The sequence below is a fragment of the Agromyces terreus genome (assembly GCF_009749465.1).
GTDB lineage: Bacteria > Actinomycetota > Actinomycetes > Actinomycetales > Microbacteriaceae > Agromyces > Agromyces terreus.
This window is the reverse complement of the sequence record NZ_WBIS01000008.1, coordinates 23,960-38,356: the sequence shown is the minus strand read 5'-3', so window position 1 is coordinate 38,356 and position 14,397 is coordinate 23,960. Positions and strand designations below refer to the sequence as shown.

Sequence of the window (14,397 nt, the reverse complement as noted above, 5' to 3'; positions counted from 1 at the left end):
GGCGCGGCGTCAGCCCTGCGCGCGACGGTTCGAGCGCTGGGCGCCCGTGCCGCTCACGACGCTGCCGACGCGGAGCGGCTGCTTCGCGGGGCGGCCGGATGCACCGCGCTGCGCGCCCGAGCTCTGCGCGCCGCGGCTGTGGCCCGAGCCCTGCTTGGGCGCGTTGGCCTTCGCCTCGGCCGGGCGGCCGGAGCGGTCGCGACGGGGAGCGCCGGGTGCGACATCCGCCGAACCGCCGCCGTTGCCGCGACCCCGGCGACGGCGTCCGCCGCCCTCGGTGCGGGCCTCGCCCGAGACCGGCGCACCGTCGCGGGCCGCGCGCTTGCGCTGCGCGTTGGCGCCCTGCGAACGACCGGCGCCCTGCGAGCGGCCGCCGCCCTGCTGCACGGCAGCGCGGGGCGCGGGCTTCACGTAGGGGGCGACCTCGCCGACGAGCTTCACGACCGAGGGGGACTTCGCGGTCACGCGCTCGGGCGTGACCTGGATCGCGGCCTTGCGGAGCAGGGTCTTGAGGTCCTGCTTCTGCGAGGGCAGGCAGATGGTGACGACGTCGCCCTCGCTGCCGGCGCGGGCGGTGCGGCCCGAACGGTGCAGGTACGCCTTGTGCTCCATGGGCGGGTCGACGTGGATGACGAGCTCGACGTTGTCGACGTGCACGCCGCGCGCCGCGACATCCGTGGCCACCAGGACCTTGACCGAGCCGTCGCCGAACGCGGCGAGGTTGCGGTCGCGCTGCGGCTGCGACAGGTTGCCGTGCAGGTCGACCGCGGGGATGCCCTGCTCGGTGAGCTTCTTCGCGAGCTTCTTCGCGTGGTGCTTGGTGCGCATGAAGAGGATGCGGCGGCCGGTGCCCGAGGCGAGCGCCGTGATGAGGTCGTTCTTCGCGTCGACGTCCTCGACCTCGAACACGTGGTGGGTCATCGCGGCGACGTGCGAGGTGGCCTCGTCGACCGAGTGCAGCACCTCGTTGTGGAGGAAGCGCTTGACGAGCTTGTCCACGCCGTTGTCGAGCGTCGCCGAGAACAGCAGGCGCTGGCCCGACTGCGGGGTCTTGTCCATGATGCGCGTGACGACGGGCAGGAACCCGAGGTCGGCCATGTGGTCGGCCTCGTCGAGCACGGTGATCTCGACGGCGTCGAGGGTGACGTGGCCCTGCTGCATGAGGTCTTCGAGACGGCCGGGGCAGGCGACGACGATGTCGACGCCGGCGCGCAGGGCGTCGACCTGGCGCTTCTGGCTGATGCCGCCGAAGATCGTGGTCGTGGTCATGCCGTACGCCTTGGCGAGGGGGGCGAGCACGGCGTCGATCTGGGTCGCGAGCTCGCGCGTCGGGGCGAGCACGAGGCCGAGGGGGCGGCCGGGGCGGCGCTTGCCGCCGGCGAGCTCGCCGCCGAGGCGGGCGGCCATCGGGATGGAGAACGCGAGGGTCTTGCCCGAGCCGGTCTTGCCGCGGCCGAGCACGTCGCGGCCGGCGAGCGTGTCGGGCAGGGTGTCGACCTGGATCGGGAACGGGCTGGTCTTGCCGTCGGCGGAGAGGGCCGCGACGAGGGGCGCGGGAACGCCGAGCGTGCTGAAGGTGGTGTCGGTCATGGGTGCCTTTCGGGGCGCACCGCACGGTGGCGCCGCTGCCCGCGCGTTCGCATGGAACGGCTGCACGGTGCGGCGGATCGGCCCGGCGGTGGGATTGGCGAAGGCGCCGGTCGGCGCATCCGTTCGCCGTATGAGAGTCAACGGGCGCCCTCAGATGAGGCCCTGCCCGGAAAGCGTTTCTACGACGCAGGCGGCGCGTTCATCGCGCACGCCGTCCATCAGCATAGCGGATGCCGCGTGCCCGACCCTGTGAGTCCCTTCGCCGGTCGAGGAGCGGAGCGTCTCGAGACCGACGGGGGAGGTCTCGAGACGGCGCTGGCGGCCCTCCTCGACCAGCGTGCAGCCCCGCCGGTCGAGGAGCGGAGCGTCTCGAGACCAGCGGGGGGTCTCGAGACGGCGCTGGCGCGCCTCCTCGACCAGCGGCGCCCGCCGGTCGAGGAGCGAAGCGTCTCGAGACCAGCGGGGGGTCTCGAGACGGCGCTGGCGCGCCTCCTCGACCACCGGCGCGGAGCGTCTCGAGACCGACTCAGCGGGCGAGCCGCTCGCCGACCGGGATCTCCTCGCGCACCGTGTTGCCGGGCTGCGCGAGCGGGCACGACCACGACGGGTCGTACGCGCACGACGGGTTGTACGCGAAGTTGAAGTCGATGACGAGCGAGTCGACCCCGCCGCCCGGGCCGAGGTCGGCGCCCTTCGCCGTGTCGAGCAGGTAGCGCCCGCCGCCGTACGTTCCGCCCGGCGCGCCGGCGAGCTTGTCCTTCACGGGCACGAACAGGCCGCCCGCGTACTGGCTCAGCCGCCACACGTCGAGCGTGCCGAGGTACGGGATGCGCACGGTGCCGAGCAGCGAGAAGCGGATCCTGCCGTCGGTCGAGCTGTCGACCGTGAGCTTCTGCGGCTCATCGGCCGGACGCACCTCGAGCTCGAATCGCCAGTCGGGGTCGTACGGCGCGACCGTGAGGCCGGTGAACACGGCCCGGTCGTCGGGCATCAGCGGCGACTGCGGATGCCCCCCGAAGAGCTCGTCCCTCGCGGACTTCCAGAGTTCGTGGCCGGCCGCGGGGTCGTGGGCGCTCAACTGCCGCACGCCCGCGTAGAGGCCGAAGACGCGCCGCCGCCAGTCGGCGAGCTGCAGGGTGGGGAGCTGGTCGGTCATGCGGGGCGGCCCTTCCGTGCGGGTGGGGAGACCGGAGTCCCGGCCGGGTTCGGTGCGGCTGCGGGGTGCGCCGCGCTCGCGGCATCCGCTCGACCGGAGGCATCCGCCGCGCTCGCGGCATCCGCCGTGCCCGGCGGGTCGAACGCCCAGGTCGGCGCGAGCCGGCGCAGCTGCCGGCCGCGCCACTGCCAGAACGCCCAGGTCGGGTACCAGGCCACCGCGTCGAGCGCGCCGGCGTGGGCGATGAGCCGGTCGCGGTAGAGCGTGCGGCCGCCGGGCAGGGCCGAGACGGCCATGCGGTGGTCCCACCGGTCGAAGAGGGCGAACGGTCCGCTGATCGCGCCGCCGGAGTCGCGCAGCATGCGCACGCCGTCGGGCAGGCCGCCGGGATACCCGAGGTCGATGACCTCCTCGCCCACCGGGAAGCGGCCGAACGCGCGCGGCTGCAGCCGGTGCCGGCCCTCGGGCCACGCGGTGGGCAGCCCGCCCGCCTCGAGCGAGCCGAAGTCGAGCCAGGGCGCGACCACCTCGCGCAGCACCGCCGGGCTGTGCAGCGCCCGCCAGGCCGCATCGGGCGTGCAGTCGAGCTCGAGCTTCAGGAGGACCCGCATGAGCCGACCCTACGACCGGCGGATGCCGCAGCCAAGCAGGTTCTGCCCATTCACGGGGTCTGTGCGGGCGGCACGGTGCCCGTGCACGCGACGCACGTAGAATCCCGGCATGCCCGATGGACTCTGGTGGTTGCCCTCGCTCGTGGTGTTGGGCGTCGCGGCGGCCGCGGTCGTCGGCGGCATCGTCGCGTTCCGCCGGCTGGGCGCCCGGCGCGAGCGGGCCGCCCTCGAGTCGGGTCGCGGGGCCGAGCTCCGGGCGAAGTCCCTCATCGTGCAGGCCGATTCCGCGGTGCGGGAGGCGCTCGCCGAGGCGCTGTTCGTCGAGGCGCAGTTCGATCGGGCGACGGCCGCGTCGGTGCGCGAGGCGGTCGAGGTCGCGCAGCGTCGTCTGCGCGAGGCGTTCCTGCTCCAGCAGCGGCTCGACGACGCCGAGCCCGACACCGCGGCCGAGCGGCGCAGCTGGTCGGCCCGCATCGTCGATCTCTGCGAGTCGGCGCTCGCGACCCTGGCGGCGTCGGATGCGGCGCTCGACGCGCGCCGGCTCGCCGAGCGGGGTGCGAGCTCCGAGGCGCCGCTCCTCGAGGGCCGGCGCGACGCGCTGTCGGTGCGTCGCGACGAAGCGGCGGCGATGCTCGACCGCCTCGACGGTCGGTTCGCCGCGTCGGCGCTCGGAGGCGCGCACGACGCGCTCGGTCGAGCGGATGCCGCGCTCGCCGCGTCGTCCGAACAGCTCGAGGTCGCGCGGGGGCGGCTCGACCGAGGGCTGGGCGCTGCCGAGCCGACGTCGGCGGCGGCCGGGCTGCTCGAGCGCGCGGCGCGCATGCTCGATGAGGCCGAACGCGTCGAGTCCGACCTGGAGGCGGTCGGTGCCGACGCGCTCGCGCAGGCCGCCGCGCTCGAGGAAGAGCTTCGCGCCGCCCGCGCCGAGCGCGATGCGACCGAGGATCCTGAGGCTCGCGCCGCGCTCGCGCGCGCCGTCGACGAGGCGGTGCAGGCGCGGGCCGGAACCTGGGGCGCCGGCCCTGGGGCCGTCGGTGCCGGCGCCGGTGCCGTCGTCGCTTCGACGGAGCCGAGCCAACTGCCGGATCCGTTCGCGGCGCGCGATCGCCTCCGCATGGTGCGCGACCGGCTCGAGGTGGCCCGCGCCACGGCGCGAGCGGCCCGCTCGCGCGTCGACGGCGCGCGCGGCGCCCTCGGCGGTGCCCTGGCCATCGCGGAGAGTCAGTTGGGGGCGGCCGGCGAGGCGATCCGGCGCGGCGGACGTCGCGTCGGCGCCGACGCGCGCACGCGCCTCGCCGAGGCGGAGCGCCAGCTCGTGATCGCGCGCCAGGAGCCCGATCCGGTGGCCGCGCTCGATGCCGCTCGCCGGGCGACGGCGCGTGCGAGCGACGCCGAGGCCCTGGCCGCGTACGACCTCATGGGCCGTCGCTGAGCGTCATGCGGCGGGGCGCCCGCGGCGCTCGGAGGTAGCCTGTCGCGGTGAACGATGCGACGAACACCCCCGATCAGCGCCGCGACCGACCGGGCCTCGGGGCTGCCGGTGTCGGTGATGCCGGCCTCGCCCAGGCGAAGTACCAGGTCCGGTTCGACTGGGGCGTCGACGGTGCGCGCCGCATCCTGCCGGGTGCGCACATCGTCGTGCTCGTCGACGCGCTCCTCGCCACCACGCAGGCGGTGCTCGCCGCCGAGCGCGGCGACACGTACGCCATCGCCCCGTCGGCAGCGGATGCCTCGGGCGCCGCGGATGCCGAGGGCACGACGACCGCCGACCTCGCCGCGTCCCTCGCGGGGCTCGACGTGGTGGTGCTCGCGGCGTCCCTCCGCAATCGGGAGGCCGTCGCACGACGCATCCTCGCGCTGCAGGAGGCGCGCGGCGAGCGCCTCGCCGTCGCCGTCGTCGCGGCGGGGGAGCACGCGGAGCCGACTCCCCTGCCCGATGCGTCGTCGGATGCCACGGATGCCACTCATGCGTCGGATGTCTCCGACCGCGCGACGGGTGCGATCGACGACGCCGTGGGCGCGCAGCGCGGGATCCGGTTCGCCATCGAGGACCAGCTCACCGCCGGCGCCGTCATCGACTCGCTCGTGCGACTCGGCATCGACCACACCTCGCCCGAGGCCGCGGTCGCCTGCGCCGCCTTCGAGGGTCTCCAGCACGCCGCCGTCCACCTGATCGGCGCCTCGGCGACCGGAGCCGGACTCGCGGCCGCCGGACGCAAGGCCGAAGCACGCCTCGCCACCCAGCGCGACGTGACGGACCTCGTTCCGGTGCTCCGCGACGGCGTCTTCGGGGCGTAGCGGGCTGCCGCACTGGCGCTCACCGGCTACCGGTTGCCGGCTACCGGGTGCCGGGTCTGGGCCACCGGGTGTCCGAGTGTCCGGGCTCCCGGCGGAGGTCCGGTTCGAAACCGGGTAGCGATGTAGCGATGTAGCGCGCGCGTGGTTCGCACGGCGCCGACGGACGCCAGGTCCCGTGCGGTCTCGGATCGGCGCAGGGCCTTCGCCTGCGGTGCCTCGGATCTGCGCGTCAGGCCGCGGTCTGCTCCGCGCGACGGCCCTCGGCGGGTGTCGAGGCCGTAGCCGTCTCCGCGGCCGGCGCGGCCGAAGAGACCGCGGCGGCCGACGAGGTGGGCGCGGCCGGTGCAGCCGGTGCAGTGGAGGCGGTCGGCGCAGCGGGAGCGGCCGGCGCGGCCGAGGCATCCGGCGCGGCCGCCCGTGCATTGCCGGCCTTGCGGGCGCGATGCGCACGCACCTTGGCGCGGTTGCCGCAGCGCTGCATCGAGCACCAGCGGCGGGTGGCCGCGCGCGACGTGTCGAGGTAGACCATCGTGCAGTCGGCCCCGTCGCACTCGCGCAGGCGACCGGCGTTGTCGGGCGAGAACACGTCGACCGCGTCGCGCGCGATCGTCGCGAGGGCCTGCGAAACGGTGTGCACCGAGCGGCCGGCCTGACGCGTGCCGCCCGCGAGCGTCGGCGGGATGTCGGGGGTCGCCGCATACAGGTTCACGACGTCGATGTCGGCACCGCGGGCGTCTTCGCCGCGGGCTGCCGATCGCGCCATGCGGGCGATCGCGTCGCGCAGGGCGACCGCGTCGAACAGATCGCGCGACCTGGCGGCGCCCATCTGCACGGGGAACCGCTCGCGAAGCCACTCCGTGAGGTCGTCGGGCGCGTGCAGCTGTTCATGCGCCGCGGGCGCTCCACCGGCCGCGCCGCCGGGCGCATCACCGGGTGCGCCGCCGACCGAGGCGCCGGCCGTGTCACCGGCCGTGCCGCCGGCCGTGCCGCCGGTCGTCTGCTGCCCGAGCGGGCCCGTGGTGGCGAAGTCGAGGGCGAACGAACCCGAGTCGAACCACCACCGCACGCCCTCGGGGGAAACGAGCCATTGTCCGACGGGGATCGCAACGGTTGAGACGGGCACCCGGCAATGCTAGCGGTCGGCGGAAGCGGCCGGACCCCGATTCATCCGGCGCTCGCGCTCGCCGCCCGGCGTCGCACCGCCGACGTGATCTCGCGGCGACGCCAGACGATGAGGTGTTCGCGGTCGAAGCCGCGATGGCACACGCCGCAGCTCAGCGGACGCGTCGGCTGCCGGTAGCGGAAGTGCTCGTGCCCGGCGGGGCACCGGCCCACCCACGGGGCGAGCTCGTGTGCGACCTCGCCGTCGTGCGTGCGGCGTCCGACGTAGCCCAGCTCGCCGGCGATGCGCCGCCACTTCGGGCCGTGGCCCGCGCGAGGACCCGCCATCGCGTGCGCGACCTCGTGCAACAGGATCTGGTGGATCTCGTCGTCGTCGTAGCGGGCGGCGAGATACCGGGAGACCGAGATGCGCTTCGACGTGTAGTTGCAGAGCCCGGCCCGCTTCTTCGCGTGATCGAAGCCGAAGCTCCACACGGCGGGATCGAGGTGCAGCGCGATGAGCGCATCCGCCCACCGTCGCACCCGCTCGAGATCCGCCATGTGATGAGAATAGCCCCGGTGACGTCCCGATCGGCAGGTCTCAACCCTCGGCCAGTCGCACCCGGAGCAGGCGGTCGTCGCCCTCGCCCGGGCTGCCGCGACCGTCGGTGTTGTTCGTGATGACCCACAGTTCGCCGTCGGGGCCGGGCACCGCATCGCGCAGCCGCCCGAACTCGCCGACGAACGCGGGCGAGGCCGACGGCGCACCACCGCTCGCGGGCGATGCGACCCAGAGGCGCTCCCCGCGCAGCGCCGCGAGGAAGAGCGTGTCGCCGACGACGGCGAGACCGCTGGGGCTCGCCTCCTCGGTCGACCACTGCAGCACGGGATCGCGGAACCCCTCGGCTCCGGCCTGCCCCTCGATGACCGGCCAGCCGTAGTTCGCGCCGGGCACGATGATGTTCAGCTCGTCCCACGTGTTCTGCCCGAACTCGGCCGCCCACAGCCGGTTCTCCGAGTCCCACGCGAGCCCCTGCGGATTGCGATGTCCGAGCGAGTACACGAGCGTGCCGAACGGGTTGCCGGGTGCGGGGGCGCCCTCGGGGGTCATCCGCAGGATCTTGCCCGCGAGCGAGTCGGGGTCCTGCGCGGCGTCGCGGTCGCCGCCGTCGCCCACCGTCGCGAACAGCGTGCCGTCGGGTCCGAACGCGATGCGGCCGCCCTGGTGGTTCGCGTCGCCGCGCGGGATCCCGCCGAGCACGGTCTCGGGGGCTCCGAGCGAGAGCGCGCCTGGGTCGCCGGCCAGCGGCATCCGCACGATGCGGTTCTCGGATGCCGCGGTGAGGTACGCGTAGACGTGGCCGGGCGCGCCGTCGGCGCCGGCGAGGTACGCCAGCCCGAGCAGCCCGCCCTCGGCGCCCGGCGACACGTCCGCGACGGTCGTCGCGGTTCGGAGCGACCCGTCGGCGAGCACTTCGACGATGCGTCCACCGTCGCGCTCGCTGATGAGGACCCCGCCGCTCGGCAGCCTGAGGATCGACCACGGCGACCGGAGCCCCTCGGCGACGGTCTCGACTTCGCCGGTCGGAACGACGGCGGCCGGTGCCGGCGGCGGCTCGGGTGCGGGCGAGCCGGTCGCGGGCGTGCTCGAGGCCGGCGGCCCGGGCGGGGTCGAGGGCGGCACGGTGCGTTCGGAGGGCGCCGTGCACGCGGCGAGCCCTGCGAGGAGGGCGGCGAGCGCGAGCGCGAGCGCCGCCGGGCCGCGGGACCGGCGGGCAGCCGCGCGGGCAGCCGCGCGGGCGCCCCCACCCGCGGCCCCGGGGGCCGCGGTCGCACGAGGAACCTCCACGATGCGCATCTCCCCAGTCTGCGCGCCGCTTCGGCAGAATGGAACGCATGCAGCCGACGATCGACCTGAACAGCGACCTCGGCGAGGGCTTCGGCGCCTGGCGCATCGGTGACGACGACGAGATGTTCCGCGTCGTCACGAGCGCGAACGTGGCCTGCGGGTTCCACGCGGGCGACGCGATGACGATGACGGCGAGCGCCGCGGCGGCGGCCCGCGAGGGCGTCGCGTTGGGCGCGCATCCGGGCTATCGCGACCTGGCGGGCTTCGGGCGGCGTGCGCTCGACACGAGTCCGTCCGAGATCGCCGCCGAGCTCCTCGTGCAGCTCGGCGCGCTCGACGGGGTGGCCCGCGCCTCGGGCATCCGGGTTCGGTACGTCAAGGCGCACGGTGCGCTCTACCATCGCCTCGCGGCGGATGCCTCGGCCGCGCACGCGTTCGCCGAGGCGGTGTTCGCGTACGACCCGGCGATGTCGGTGCTCGGTCCGCCGGCGAGCGAGCTCGAGCGGGCGGCGGATGCCGCGGGGCTGCGGTTCGCCCGCGAGGCGTTCGCCGACCGGGGCTACCTGGCCGACGGCACGCTCGTGCCACGGGGGCAGCCGGGGGCGATCGTCGACGATCCCGCGGCCGCGGCCGACCGTGCGATCGAGCTGGCCGAGACGGGCGGCATCACGGCCGACGACGGCAGCCGCGTCGAACTGCGCCCCGATTCGCTGTGCCTGCACGGCGACACCCCGGGCGCCGCCGCCATGGCGCGCGCGGTACGCGCCGCGCTCGAGCGCGCCGGCGTCGAGATCCGGTCCTTCGCATGAGCCGGCGCCTGCTGCCGAGCGGCGAGGCGGCGCTGCTCGTCGAGTGCGATTCGCTCGACGAGGTGCTCGCATTGCACGACGCGCTCGAGGCGGCGCGGCGTCCGGGCGTGGTCGAGCTGGTCCCCGCGGCGCGCACCCTGCTCGTCTCGGTCGATCCCGAGCGGATGCCGCTGGAGTCGGCCGCGACGTGGATCCGCCGCATCCCGGCGGAGGCGGGTTCCCGCGTGGCGGGCGCCCATGCCGAGACGGTCACGATCCCGGTGGTCTACGACGGCGCCGACCTCGCGGCGACGGCGGCGTCGCTCCACGTCTCGGTCGAGGCGCTCGTGGCCCGGCATTCGGGCATCGAGTGGCGGGTCGCGTTCGTCGGCTTCGCGCCGGGCTTCGGGTACCTCGTGAGCGACGAGTGGCCGTTCGAGGTGCCGCGGCTCGACGCGCCCCGCGCCCGCGTGCCGGGCGGGTCGGTCGCGGTGGCCGGCGCCTTCGCCGGCGTGTACCCGAGGCAGAGCCCGGGCGGCTGGCGCCTGCTCGGACGCACCGATGCGCCGCTCTGGGATCCGGCCGCGTCCGAGCCGGCGCTGCTCGCTCCCGGTCGTCGCGTGCGGTTCGAGCGGGCATGACGCACGCGGGCTCCCTCACGGTCGAGGCATCCGGCGCGTCGACGCTGGTGCAGGATCTGGGCCGGCCGGGGCTCGCGCATCTCGGCGTGCCGGCCTCGGGCGCCCTCGACCGGGGCGCGCTCGCACTCGCGAACCGGCTGGTCGGCAACCCCGACGGTGCGGCCGCCCTCGAGATCGTCGCGGGCGGGTTCCGGGCGCGCTTCGCCGCCGAGACGTGGTTCGCGGTGACGGGAGCGTGGGGCGAGCTGCGTCTCGACGGCCGCCGGGCGGCTCCGTACGCGGCTGCGAGGGCGACCCCGGGGTCGGTGCTCGAGCTCGCGGCGCCCGCGCGGGGCATCCGGTACCTGCTGGCGGTGCGCGGCGGCGTCGACGTGCCGCGGGTGCTCGGCTCGCGTTCGCGCGACACGCTCTCCGGGCTGGGGCCCGAGCCGGTGCGCGCCGGCGATGTGCTGCCGATCGGGGCGCCGCCCGAGGCATCCGTGCCCCTGCTCGACCAGGAGGCCGCGTTCCCGCCGCCGGAGGGCCCGGTGACGCTCGCGCTGCTGCCGGGCCCGAGGGCCGACTGGTTCGCGGATGCCGCGCATCGGGCCCTGTTCGACGGCGAGTGGCGGATGTCGGAGCAGGCCGACCGCATCGGCGCGAGGCTCCTCGGCGAGACGCTCGCGCGGCGCGTCGGGGGCGAACTCGCGAGCGAGGCGACCGTGCCGGGATCGATGCAGGTGGCGGGCGACGGGCGTCCGACGATCCTGCTCGCCGATCGTCCGGTCACCGGCGGGTACCCGGTGATCGCGGTCGTCGCGGCGGCGTCCCTCGACGCGGTGGCGCAGATGCGGCCGGGGCAGGCGGTGCGGTTCCGGCACGCGTGACGCGGCCGCGCGCCGGATTGGAAAAAACTCTTCACATCGCGTCGTAAAGCTGGAAGTATCTTCCCTACGCGACCGATGGAGGACGACGATGCCCCGCGAGATTCCGACCGCCGACGCCATGCCCGCGAGCACCGGGCTCGACCGACGGGGGTTCCTGACCCTCGCCGCGGCCGGCGCCGCGGCATCCGCCTTCACCGTGACGATCGGCACGCTCGCGCCGTCGGCGGCCTTCGCAGCCGAGGGCGGCGACCCGCTCGCCCCGCGCAAGCGCGAACTGCGCGCCATGTGGATCTCGTCGGTCGTGAACATCGACTGGCCCTCGGCGCCGGGCCTCGGCGCCGACGCCCAGCGGGCCGAGTTCCTGCACTGGCTCGACGTGGCCGAGCAGTTCCGGCTGAACGCCGTCTTCGTGCAGGTGCGTCCCACGGCCGACGCGTTCTGGCCGAGCCCCCTCGAGCCCTGGTCGCAGTACCTGACCGGGGTGCAGGGGAAGGACCCCGGCTACGACCCGCTCGCGTTCATCGTCGAGGAGGCGCACCGCCGCAACCTCGAGCTGCACGCCTGGTACAACCCGTACCGCGTGTCGATGCAGGCCGACCCGGCGCAGCTCGTGCCCGAGCACCCGGCGCGCGTGCACCCCGAGTGGGTCTGGCCGTACGGCGGCAAGCTCTACTTCGACCCGGGCCTGCCCGAGGTGCAGGAGCACATCCAGCAGGCCATCATGCACTCGGTCGAGCACTACGACCTCGACGGCGTGCACTTCGACGACTACTTCTACCCGTATCCGGTCGCCGGTGCCACGATCCCGGATGCCGCGGCCTACGCCGAGCACGGTGCGGGCTTCGACGATGTCGCCGCCTGGCGTCGCCACAACGTCGACACGTTCGTGCGGTCGATCTCGGAACGGATCAAGGCGGCCAAGCCGTGGGTGAAGTTCGGCATCAGCCCCTTCGGCATCTGGCGCAACGACACCACCGATCCCGCCGGTTCGGCGACGGCCGGGTCGCAGTCGTACGACCTGCAGTTCGCCGACACCCGCAAGTGGGTGCTCGAGGGCTGGCTCGACTACATCAACCCGCAGATCTACTGGCAGTTCGGGCTCGCGGTCGCCGACTACGCCGCGCTCGTGCCGTGGTGGGCCGACGTGGCGGCGACCTCGGACACGCACCTCTACATCGGCGAGGCCCTCTACAAGGTGACGTCGGGCGTGTTCACCGATCCGGCGGAGCTCTCGAACCACCTCGACTTCGACCGGCGCATCGACGCCGAGCGCGCGCCCGTGCACGGCAACGTGTACTTCTCGGCCAAGCACGTGCCCGCCGACCCGCAGGGCGCCATGACGCTGCTGCGCGATCGCCACTACGCGACGCCCGCGATCGTCCCGGCCATGTCGTGGCTGCCGGCGACGCCGGTGCGGAGCCCGCTGCTCGCGCTCTCGTACCGTGACGACGACGGCGCCCGGCTCGTCTGGATCGACGCCGCCAGACCGAACCGGCGCGCGACGTCGTTCGCGATCTACCGCGTCGAGGGGCGCGCCTCCTCCGTCGACGTCGAGGACGCCGCGAACCTCGTCGCCACGGTGCGCGCCGCCGACGGCGTGCGTCAGGAGTGGACGGATGCCGCGGCCCAGCCGAACCGTGCCTACACGTACGTCGTCACGGCCCTCGACCGGGTCTGGAACGAGTCGGCGCCGAGCCGGCCCGGCTGGGTCCGGGCGCGCTGATCCCGGTCGCCCGCGCTCGCCGCCGGGCTCGCGTCAGCGCTTGAGGAAGATCGACCGCGCCGGCGGGGGCGAGGGCACCGCCGTGGCATCCGTCACGACCGGCGCCCCGGCGATGAAGTTGCGCAGTTCCGCGCCGTCGACCATGCGCGCCGGCGCCGGATCACTCGCGAGCCGCCGCGGGAGGCCCGCGAACGGCAGCTCCGCGTTCGAGGCGTACATCACGACGTTGCCGAACCGGCGGCCCTTCAGCATCGACGCGTCGGCGGCGATCGCGAGATGCCCGAAGACGTGCGCGAGGGTCGCCGCCTGCGAGCGTGCGAACGCGAGCCCGGCGCCGTCGGCGACGTTCGCGACCACGATGCCGTGCGGGGCCATGCGTCTGGCGAGGAGCTCGTAGAACTCGACGCTCGTCACGTGCGCGGGCGTGCGCGCCCCCGAGAAGATGTCGACGATCGCGAGGTCGACCGCGCCGTCGAGGCCGGCGGGCAGCTTCGCGAGCACCTCGCGGGCGTCGCCGTGCCGCACGCGCACCTGCGCGCCGCGCGGCAGCGGGAGGTGCTCGCGCACGAGGTCGACGAGTTCGGACTCCAGCTCGATCACCTGCTGCCGCGAGCCCGGCCTCGTCGCCGCGACGTATCGGGGGAGCGTGAGCGCGCCGCCGCCGAGGTGCAGGGCCGTGATCGCCTCGCCCTCGTCGCGCACGAGGTCGATCGCGTGCCCGATGCGGCGCACGTACTCGAACCCGAGCCAGTCGGGCCGGTCGAGCTCGACGTGCGACTGCGGGGTGCCGTCGACGTAGAGGGTCCAGGAACCCGGCACCTGCCGCGACTCCTCGAGGTGCGCGAGGTGCCCGCTCACCGAGAGGCGGCGTTCGAGCTGGGCGTCGTGGTCGGATCCGGAGGGCACGGATGCCACGCTACCGCGCGACGTCGCCCGCGCCCCGGTGCGGGGCATCCCTCAGCACGCGCCCCACAGGGCGAAGTCGAGCCGCGCGCCCTCGAGCACGGTCGCCGGGAACGGCCCCGCCCCCGCGAGCCGCTCGCCGAGGCCGGGCGGCAGACCGCTCCCGCGCGGCGCTGCAGCCCCGGGCGCGCCGGCCCCCGGGGCCGCCACGAGCACCGTGTTGCCCTCCTCGCTCCCGTCGAGCACGGCGGTGTCGCCGACGGCGAGCAGCTCGCAGCCCGGCGCCGCGCGGGCGAACGCACGGGCGGCCGTGCGCAGACGGGCCAGCCCCGCGGCATCCGCGATGTTCACCGCCACGAGGCCGCCCGGACCCAGTAGGCCGAGGCAGTCGCCGAGGAACCGCGGGTCGTCGGCGAACGCGGGCGCGGCCAGCCGCGTGTAGAGGTCGACGATGACGAGGTCGTACCGCTCGCGTGCCGCGGCGGCGCCGGCCACCGCGTCCTCGGCGTCGGCGACGCGCACCTCGATGCCGGATGCCGCGGACCACGGCGCCCTCGCCCGCACGACCTCGACGAGCTCGGCGTCGACGTCGACCACCGTCTGGCGCGAGCCCGGCCGGGTGGCCGCGACGTAGCGGGGGAGGGTGAGCGCACCGCCGCCGAGGTGCAGCACGTCGACGGGCCGGCCCGGGCCCGCATGGTGGTCGATCACGTGGCCGATGCGGCGCACGTACTCGAAGAAGAGCCGCGTCGGATCGGCGAGGTCGACGTGCGACTGCGCCGATCCGTCGACGAGCAGCGTCAGCCCGCCGGCGCTGAAGATGTCGGCCTCGAACTCGATGCGCCCCATGCAGGCATCGTCGCACGCGCAC

At 75.1% G+C, this 14,397-nt stretch carries 13 protein-coding genes and 1 pseudogene; 6 read left to right on the top strand and 8 right to left on the bottom strand.

The window, feature by feature from the left end; genetic code table 11:
- Positions 1–9 precede the first annotated feature (9 nt).
- The 3 genes from GQQ92_RS13570 to GQQ92_RS13560 all read right to left on the bottom strand — a co-directional run bounded on the left by GQQ92_RS13570 (position 10) and on the right by GQQ92_RS13560 (position 3,357).
- Positions 10–1,590, bottom strand: a complete 1,581-nt coding sequence (locus GQQ92_RS13570) for a DEAD/DEAH box helicase (protein ID WP_156999842.1) — start codon at positions 1,588–1,590, stop codon at positions 10–12.
- 526 nt (positions 1,591–2,116) lie between these two features.
- Positions 2,117–2,746: a DUF1684 domain-containing protein gene (locus GQQ92_RS13565; RefSeq protein WP_156999841.1), complete on the bottom strand. Its 630-nt coding sequence runs from the start codon at positions 2,744–2,746 to the stop codon at positions 2,117–2,119.
- Entirely contained in the window at positions 2,743–3,357 is a 615-nt protein-coding gene (locus GQQ92_RS13560) for a hypothetical protein (protein WP_197738267.1), read from the bottom strand. Before GQQ92_RS13560 ends, GQQ92_RS13565 begins: the two co-directional genes overlap by 4 nt.
- Positions 3,358–3,466: 109 nt before the next feature.
- Here GQQ92_RS13560 and GQQ92_RS13555 point away from each other — a divergent pair, with 109 nt between their 5' ends.
- Together GQQ92_RS13555 and GQQ92_RS13550 are read left to right on the top strand one after the other, a co-directional pair.
- A complete protein-coding gene (locus GQQ92_RS13555) occupies positions 3,467–4,789 on the top strand; it encodes a hypothetical protein (RefSeq protein WP_156999840.1) in 1,323 nt (440 codons plus the stop codon).
- 47 nt (positions 4,790–4,836) lie between these two features.
- Positions 4,837–5,655: a 2-phosphosulfolactate phosphatase gene (locus tag GQQ92_RS13550; protein ID WP_156999839.1), complete on the top strand. Its 819-nt coding sequence runs from the start codon at positions 4,837–4,839 to the stop codon at positions 5,653–5,655.
- 229 nt (positions 5,656–5,884) lie between these two features.
- On the opposite strand, the gene GQQ92_RS13545 is transcribed toward GQQ92_RS13550, so the two are convergent.
- The 3 genes from GQQ92_RS13545 to GQQ92_RS13535 are packed head-to-tail and all read right to left on the bottom strand — an operon-like array spanning position 5,885 to position 8,614.
- Positions 5,885–6,778, bottom strand: coding sequence for a CGNR zinc finger domain-containing protein (locus tag GQQ92_RS13545; RefSeq protein WP_232057700.1), 894 nt, complete (start codon positions 6,776–6,778; stop codon positions 5,885–5,887).
- A 41-nt stretch (positions 6,779–6,819) separates the two neighbouring features.
- A complete protein-coding gene (locus GQQ92_RS13540) occupies positions 6,820–7,317 on the bottom strand; it encodes a SprT-like domain-containing protein (RefSeq protein WP_156999838.1) in 498 nt (165 codons plus the stop codon).
- A 40-nt stretch (positions 7,318–7,357) separates the two neighbouring features.
- Positions 7,358–8,614, bottom strand: a complete 1,257-nt coding sequence (locus GQQ92_RS13535) for a PQQ-dependent sugar dehydrogenase (RefSeq protein ID WP_156999837.1) — start codon at positions 8,612–8,614, stop codon at positions 7,358–7,360.
- 38 nt (positions 8,615–8,652) lie between these two features.
- Here GQQ92_RS13535 and GQQ92_RS13530 point away from each other — a divergent pair, with 38 nt between their 5' ends.
- The 4 genes from GQQ92_RS13530 to GQQ92_RS13520 all read left to right on the top strand — a co-directional run bounded on the left by GQQ92_RS13530 (position 8,653) and on the right by GQQ92_RS13520 (position 12,623).
- Positions 8,653–9,414, top strand: coding sequence for a LamB/YcsF family protein (locus tag GQQ92_RS13530; RefSeq protein ID WP_197738266.1), 762 nt, complete (start codon positions 8,653–8,655; stop codon positions 9,412–9,414).
- The gene (locus tag GQQ92_RS16635; protein ID WP_197738265.1) at positions 9,411–10,034 is read left to right on the top strand and encodes a 5-oxoprolinase subunit B family protein; all 624 of its coding nucleotides are present in this window, start codon (positions 9,411–9,413) and stop codon (positions 10,032–10,034) included. Before GQQ92_RS13530 ends, GQQ92_RS16635 begins: the two co-directional genes overlap by 4 nt.
- The gene (locus tag GQQ92_RS16630) at positions 10,031–10,900 is read left to right on the top strand and encodes a 5-oxoprolinase subunit C family protein (RefSeq protein WP_197738264.1); all 870 of its coding nucleotides are present in this window, start codon (positions 10,031–10,033) and stop codon (positions 10,898–10,900) included. The genes GQQ92_RS16635 and GQQ92_RS16630 overlap by 4 nt, the downstream gene beginning before the upstream one ends.
- 88 nt (positions 10,901–10,988) lie before the next feature.
- Positions 10,989–12,623: a glycoside hydrolase family 10 protein gene (locus GQQ92_RS13520; RefSeq protein ID WP_232057699.1), complete on the top strand. Its 1,635-nt coding sequence runs from the start codon at positions 10,989–10,991 to the stop codon at positions 12,621–12,623.
- 33 nt (positions 12,624–12,656) lie between these two features.
- Here GQQ92_RS13520 and GQQ92_RS13515 read toward each other — a convergent pair whose 3' ends face one another.
- Entirely contained in the window at positions 12,657–13,529 is an 873-nt protein-coding gene (locus GQQ92_RS13515) for a spermidine synthase (protein ID WP_156999836.1), read from the bottom strand.
- A gap of 51 nt (positions 13,530–13,580) precedes the next feature.
- Positions 13,581–14,393, bottom strand: a pseudogene (locus GQQ92_RS13510) (spermidine synthase); the annotation flags it as partial.
- Between the last annotated feature and the right edge of the window lie 4 nt (positions 14,394–14,397).

What these genes read in the sequence shown, in the direction of transcription:
- GQQ92_RS13530 (WP_197738266.1), top strand. Translation starts at nt 8,653, where the DNA reads ATGCAGCCGACGATCGACCTGAACAGCGACCTCGGCGAGGGCTTCGGC.
- GQQ92_RS13570 (WP_156999842.1), bottom strand. Translation starts at nt 1,590, where the DNA reads ATGACCGACACCACCTTCAGCACGCTCGGCGTTCCCGCGCCCCTCGTC.
- GQQ92_RS16630 (WP_197738264.1), top strand. Translation starts at nt 10,031, where the DNA reads ATGACGCACGCGGGCTCCCTCACGGTCGAGGCATCCGGCGCGTCGACG.
- GQQ92_RS13540 (WP_156999838.1), bottom strand. Translation starts at nt 7,317, where the DNA reads ATGGCGGATCTCGAGCGGGTGCGACGGTGGGCGGATGCGCTCATCGCG.
- GQQ92_RS13520 (WP_232057699.1), top strand. Translation starts at nt 10,989, where the DNA reads ATGCCCCGCGAGATTCCGACCGCCGACGCCATGCCCGCGAGCACCGGG.
- GQQ92_RS13560 (WP_197738267.1), bottom strand. Translation starts at nt 3,357, where the DNA reads ATGCGGGTCCTCCTGAAGCTCGAGCTCGACTGCACGCCCGATGCGGCC.
- GQQ92_RS13535 (WP_156999837.1), bottom strand. Translation starts at nt 8,614, where the DNA reads ATGCGCATCGTGGAGGTTCCTCGTGCGACCGCGGCCCCCGGGGCCGCG.
- GQQ92_RS16635 (WP_197738265.1), top strand. Translation starts at nt 9,411, where the DNA reads ATGAGCCGGCGCCTGCTGCCGAGCGGCGAGGCGGCGCTGCTCGTCGAG.
- GQQ92_RS13555 (WP_156999840.1), top strand. Translation starts at nt 3,467, where the DNA reads ATGCCCGATGGACTCTGGTGGTTGCCCTCGCTCGTGGTGTTGGGCGTC.
- GQQ92_RS13565 (WP_156999841.1), bottom strand. Translation starts at nt 2,746, where the DNA reads ATGACCGACCAGCTCCCCACCCTGCAGCTCGCCGACTGGCGGCGGCGC.